The organism is Anaerococcus sp. (assembly GCF_022770135.1).
Classification (GTDB): Bacteria; Bacillota; Clostridia; order Tissierellales; family Peptoniphilaceae; genus Anaerococcus.
In genome coordinates this window covers 1-6,229 of the sequence record NZ_JALEIL010000059.1, presented here as the reverse complement: position 1 = coordinate 6,229, position 6,229 = coordinate 1, and the positions used below count along the sequence as shown (strand labels likewise).

Annotated in this window: 3 protein-coding genes and 1 pseudogene; 1 reads left to right on the top strand and 3 read right to left on the bottom strand. The window is 37.3% G+C overall.

Going from position 1 to position 6,229, the window contains the following annotated elements:
- The 3 genes and pseudogenes from MRZ08_RS02655 to MRZ08_RS02645 form a co-directional block, all read right to left on the bottom strand.
- Nucleotides 1-410 (bottom strand): annotated as a pseudogene (locus MRZ08_RS02655) (ABC transporter substrate-binding protein); the annotation flags it as partial.
- Between the two features lie 394 nt (nucleotides 411-804).
- On the bottom strand, nucleotides 805-2,949 hold the full coding sequence (locus MRZ08_RS02650; protein WP_297378972.1) for an ABC transporter substrate-binding protein: 2,145 nt from the start codon (nucleotides 2,947-2,949) through the stop codon (nucleotides 805-807).
- 314 nt (nucleotides 2,950-3,263) lie between these two features.
- Nucleotides 3,264-5,033 carry a peptidoglycan amidohydrolase family protein gene (locus tag MRZ08_RS02645; RefSeq protein ID WP_297378970.1) on the bottom strand — a complete coding sequence of 590 codons (1,770 nt, stop codon included), beginning with the start codon at nucleotides 5,031-5,033 and terminating at the stop codon, nucleotides 3,264-3,266.
- 256 nt (nucleotides 5,034-5,289) lie between these two features.
- Here MRZ08_RS02645 and MRZ08_RS02640 point away from each other — a divergent pair.
- On the top strand, nucleotides 5,290-6,229 hold a 940-nt coding region (locus MRZ08_RS02640; protein ID WP_297378968.1), incomplete at its 3' end, for a hypothetical protein.

The following is a 6,229-nucleotide window of genomic DNA, read 5'->3' as shown; positions in this document are numbered from 1 at the left end:
GATAAAGGCTCACCATCTAGAACAGCTGTATTATTTACCCAAGCTCCGGATTCGTCTTGAACAACTGTTTGGTAACCGTTGTTTCCTTCGATACCAAGATATTTTCTAACCTTAACATCTCCAGAGTTGTTGGTCCATCCTTGTAGAAAGTCACCATTAAGCTCACCAAGACCTACTACTAGAGTATCGTCTGATGTTTGTGCTTCAAAGTCTTCAGTGCTTTCTTCGGCAGCATCTTCGCCTTCAGCTGCGTCTTTATCGTCTGTAGCTTCTTCGTTTTTATCTTCAGTTTTTGTATCTGCGTCATTATTAGCAGCTTTGTCGTCTTTATTTTCTCCACCGCCACAAGCAACTAGAGTACTAGCTAGTCCAAGTGCCATTAATGAAGAAAAAACTCTTTTCATTTTCATTGGTTTTCCCCCTAAAAAATTAAGTAACTTTTATATTTATATATTTTAACTCAATGAATAGATTTTGTCAAGGATTTCCTATGATTTTATGCACTAGATAGAATTTTTATTCTTTATATTTCTTTAATATTAGGGATTTTTGAATTATATTCATGTAATATAATACAGGACCCCTAGTCTTATTAAAGTACTAATACATTAAATTCCAACATCCGCTCCACTTTTACTCAACAAAAAAATATTTGTAGAAATTTCAACTTCCTGTATTTTTATTTCTCTAATGATAATGCAAATATCTTGCCCAAACACGGCAAATTTAAAGAAAATTAATTCAAGCAAAAAGAGGCGACCCTCTAGAGCTCACCCCTTTAATTTGTCTTATTTATAAGAATCCTTATTCAATTGTCATAGCATTTATTTGATCAGATGCCTTCCATACCGGTGTCATTATATCAAAGCCCTTGATTCTGTTACTGTATCCTGTGTGGAAGACATTGGAATATAGTGGAATTTCTGGTAGGTAGTCGTTGTACCATTTTTGGAAATCTTCCCACTTATCTAGATAAGCTTCCTTCTCTCCTGGCTCTGTTCTTCTTAGGGCAGTAGTTACTTCATCCGCCTTTGGATCGTCTACCTTGTTTCTATTGAATGGACCTTCCTTTGAATAGTATAGCCATGGGTCAAATGGTGTAGCAAAGTCTGATGCCATTGAGAAGGCTGTATACTCTGCATCTTCCTTAGGGAAGGTGTAGAGGTCTATTAGGGTTGAGAAGGATCCGCTTGTTACGTTATATTCCATTCCAGCTTGTTTAGCATTTGGAGGAAGTTGGTTAGATATTAGGGTTGTGATTGGTGATTGTTCTGCACCGTATTGGTTTACAACGAGCTTGTTTCCATTTTCATCATATCTATAGTAGTCGAAGCCCTCTTGGTTTTTGTTAAACTCATCAAGGGCCTTGTCCTTATCCCAAGGAGTTGTTCCATCAGCTTCGAACTTGTATGGAGTTTTATCAAGAAGTTCATTTGCCTTATCGATATTTAAAACCCAATTTACAAATTGACCTTCTATATCTGCTCCTCTTTCCTTGTACATCCATTGGCTTGTACCATACATACCATTAGTTACAACACCGTAGCCTCCCAAAAAGGATTGGACGAATTCATTCCTATCCATTAGGCTTGCTATAGCTTGCCTTACTTCTTTATATTGGGTTGCTCCCCTATCTACTAGGAAGGTTAGGTTTCCATAACCATTTCTCTCGTAAGAACCTACTTGGATTTTGCCATCGTCTGCTGCCTTTTTGAGTTGGTCGATCTTTGATCCGTCAGTTTCGCCTTCCCAAACATCTATATCTCCATTTTCTAGAAGGTCTGGTCCAATGTTTTTGTTTACTAATTGAACTATGATGTGAGGAATAGTTGCCTTATCACCTTTGAAATTTCCTTGGTAGTTTTCATTTAGGTCAAGTCTAACCATATTATTTTCGAACTTATTGAACTTGTATGGTCCACAGGTAACTTTAGGATTAAATCTGTAGTCACTTGTAAGCTTGATCATAGCTTCTTCGATTAGGAGTCTAGTAGGGTCTACGTCTCCATCTTTACGAGCCTCAAGCTCTCCTACTTGACTATCTAATTCTTCCTTAGCTTTTTTGTAGTCTTCGCCTTCCTTATCAAGGCCTTCACTATCTTCTTCGAAGCCTTCTTTTAGGATTTCTATTTGCTTGTCTATAGATTTCTTGTAGTCGTCTCTATCCTTATCTGTGACTTCATATCCTTCCTTAACCACAAGCTTCTTGCCATCTTCTGAAACAGCTAGGTTTTCTCCTATATAGTGCATTGGGCTAGGGCCTGCATTCGATAGGACTTCTACTTCAAAATATGGTAGTTGGGAAGAATCTACTGTTAGGCTAAAGCTATAGTCGTCGTGTTTTTCGATTCCTTCAAAACTATCAGTCTCCCCATTTTTGAAGGCCTTGTAGCCTAAGAGTGAGTCTGCTCCTATATTCATAGATGCTGTTAGTGGGTTAAAGTCCTTATCTGATTCTAGGAGGATTCCAAATATATAATCATCAGCTGTGATAGGCTCTCCATCTGACCATTTTAGGTCTTTCTTTATGGTATAAGTTGTTGTCCTTGATCCATCTTCGTTAATCTTTACTTCAGGGTCTTTTTCAAGGGCAGCTGTGTTTGTTTGAAACTTACCTTCCTCGTCTTGGACATAGCAATCATAGCCATTGTTTCCTTCTATACCCATGAATCTTCTTACCTTTACGTCATTTCCATCATTGGCATAGCCTTGGATGAAGTCTCCATTTAAGGAATCAACTCCCATAACTATGGTGTCATCAGAAGTTTGCTTGTCAAAATCTTCCGGAGTCTCTGAGGCTTCTTTGGCATCTGTAGCTTTGTTAGCCTCTTCATTTTCGCTCTTTGAATCCGCTCCACCCTTGGTTGAATCTGTGCTAGATCCACACGCAGAAAGTGTTAGGACGAGTCCTAGGGCCATTAGAGATGAGTAAACTTTTTTAATCTTCATACTAACCTTCCTTATTTATATTTGTGAAATTGTTTACACTCTACCTTTTTTATTCATTTTAGTCAAAGATTTGTGTATAAGTATTAATTTACTTTCTTGTGTTTTTGTAGCTTCCTTGTAAAGAGTTATTGTTATAAAGACATCTCCTAAATCATAAGAACATTTTAAAGGTAAATCTTATTCATTTAATATTCAAATAAAGATTATATGATATCCTTAAATACAGCCATCATAAAATGTATTATGTATTTTTCTAAATTTAATTTTATAAATAAAAAAAGAGCCTACTTCTATCAAGTAGAACTCCTTAGATTTTATTTTTTGTTTTCGTATAATCTGTCTGAATCTGCTCCTACAAGTCTGTAGTATCTTACAGGTAGACCAGAAGAATCTCCCATGTAGCCTTTTCTAGGAGTAACAGCTATTCCATTTTGGCCGTAGGACATGTGGATTATTGTATCATTTGCCCTGTTTAGGATGAATCCTGTGTGACCTGCAGCTCCCGCACTTGCACCAGGTCTTCCTGATACGAATATATCTCCGTATCTTATCTCGCTTTCAGATATCTCATACATTACCTTGCCTGCTGCTCCAAGTTTGAAGAGGGTTTCTGTATTTCCTATGGCTGAACCTTGTTTTAGGAAGCCTCCGTAGATTAGGGACCTATAAACTGCTGATGAGCAATCTGCCGCCCAGTCAGAAGTCCTATTTTTCCAGTGCATATCGTATGTTAGGCCAGCTCTTCTTGCTGTAAACATCCACTCCATAGCCTTATCGAGGTTCTTTGAGCCCTTGATGTTGTTATCTACTGGCTTTGCAAGTCCATTTCCATCAACCTTGTAGGTTACTCCACCTTGAGTCACCTCTGTGTTTTTTTGAAGGCCATTTGATGTGAAGTAATAATAATTTCCATCTATTTCCCAAACACCTTCTTGGACGTAACCATTGACATTGGTGTGGTATTTGTTGCCATTATAGTCAAACCAAGCGTTCTTTGGATTTGTAGCAACTCCCCTCTTGTCTGTCTTGTAGAACCTACCTGCAGACATTATTCCCTTATTTTGGGCCATAACACCATCTTTGTCGAAGACATAGGTGTATTTGCCTATAGTACGAGCACCTCTTACAAGTTTTCCGTCATCGCCACTTCTATAGGTCTTACCATCTATTGCAGCCCAAAAGTTTTTAGGATTTGTAATCTTGCCATCCTTATTACTTATGTATAACTTTCCGTCTTTTATTTCCTTGAAGTCTGTTGTAAGTACTCCATTTCCATCGAAGTTATAGTAGTCATTTCCGATTTTTGTAAGACCCTTATAGATTTTTCCATTTTCATCTGTACGATATGTCTTGCCATCTACATTGACCCAAGCATTAGCCTTTGTACTTAGGATGCCCCTATCGCTTGCTTCGTAATAGGAGTCATTTGTAAGGACTTTTTTGTTTGTTTGAAGGCTTCCGTCATTTGCAAAGTAGTATTTCTTGCCATCTATTTCGGAAAGACCCTTGCTTAGATTTCCTTGGCTATCCTTGTGGTATACCTTGGAATCTTCCTCATACCAATCAGACTTACTTGCTGATCTATCTTCGGAAGAATTTCCCCTGTCTGATGTAGATGTATTAGCTTCGTGGGCCTGAACTTCATTGTATATGTCATCAAGACTAGAATTATCATAATATATGATATCCTTAGAAGTATCTTCCTTAGTATTTTGGTCATCAGCTGGTCCCTTGTCTCCAGAAATCTCCTTGAGTTGGATTTCTTGTTCAGGAGCAAGTTCCTTTTCGCTAGACTCCTTCGCCTTATCTTCTTTGCTAGAAGCTTCAAGCTCTTTCTCACTTGTATTGGCATATCCCATCTCTTCTAAGTCAGATAGGATTCTATCAAGGTTGTCGTCATCGTATGTTGCTATTGAATTATCTTCTGCACTAGTTGACGCTTCTTTTTCTCCAATATCTTCTGATAAGCTCTCATCAACATCTAGTTTATAATCTTCTTCTGCATATGAATATGTTCCTGACATAATTGCCTGAGATATAAACAATGTTGATGCTAACAGTATTGTTTTATTTACCTTCTTCATCTCTACCTCTTCCATAAAATTTTAATTACAAATTAATTACAAATAATCTATAGTATTTGGCTATTTTTCCTGTATTTTAGTATTTCAAGAATATTATAGACTATTCTAATCAAAATTGCAACAAAAAGGTTACAAATTTTCTCTATTTTTTGAAATTTTTATCCGATTTTAATAAAAAATATTAATTTTTCTCCAAAAAACAGTACAATTATTAAAAATAAGCAAAAAGGGTATCATATTAAAAACGGAGGGATATATGAAGAAAAGAAATATGATTTTAGCATTTGCCCTTATCCTAGCTCTAAGTTCATGCCAAAACTTGGAAGGATCCAAGAAGGGAAATGTATCAGAGAAAACAATAGAAAACGCACTAGCTGAAGAAAAGGAAAGCGACAAGCACTCTGACTTGATAGATGACAAGGACGAGGATGCAGAAAGCAAGGATAAGAAGGATGATGGTTCTGACAAAAATGTAGAAGATGCTCTCGCAAACATCAACTACGATGACATCAGAAAATATATAACAGATATAGGAGAGTTTGACCCAGAAGTCCTCGACGAATTGACAGACGATGACATAAAGGAATACTATCTCCGTGCCAAGGCTGCAAGCGATAAGACAGGCTACTGGGATGTAAAAGACTTCTTCTTCCAAGAGCTTGCCAAAGACTATAGAGAATACTCAAACAAATTCCCACTAGATTCTATAGAAGACTTGTACAACTGGCCAAAAAGCACTGACAAGGTTACAGATAAGTATGCTGACGAGAGAAAATTCATAGCAAACCTCGGCTACGATCAAGCAGAAATAGACAAAATGTCTGACAAAAAGCTTGAAGAAGCCTTCAAGAAAGCCTATGACAAAAACCCAGAAGGTCTCTATAATGACTATATAGAAAGTGTCGGCAAGAATAACTTCGACAAAAACGAAAACTCTACTAGTGATGTAAAAGCACAAAATTCTAGTGAAAATGTGGAGAAATTCTCCCAAAACCAAGGCGACTACGATGAATTTAAGAAAAGCCTAGTAGAACTTTACGAATTCGACCCAGACGTAGTAGCCCAAATGACTAATGAAGACATAGACCTAGCAGCAAGTCGTGGCCAAAAAATCCTAGAAGAAACAGGCTACGGTGACATAGGGCTTATCATAAACGAACTAGCAAAAATGTATCCAGGCTCATCTACAATGTATC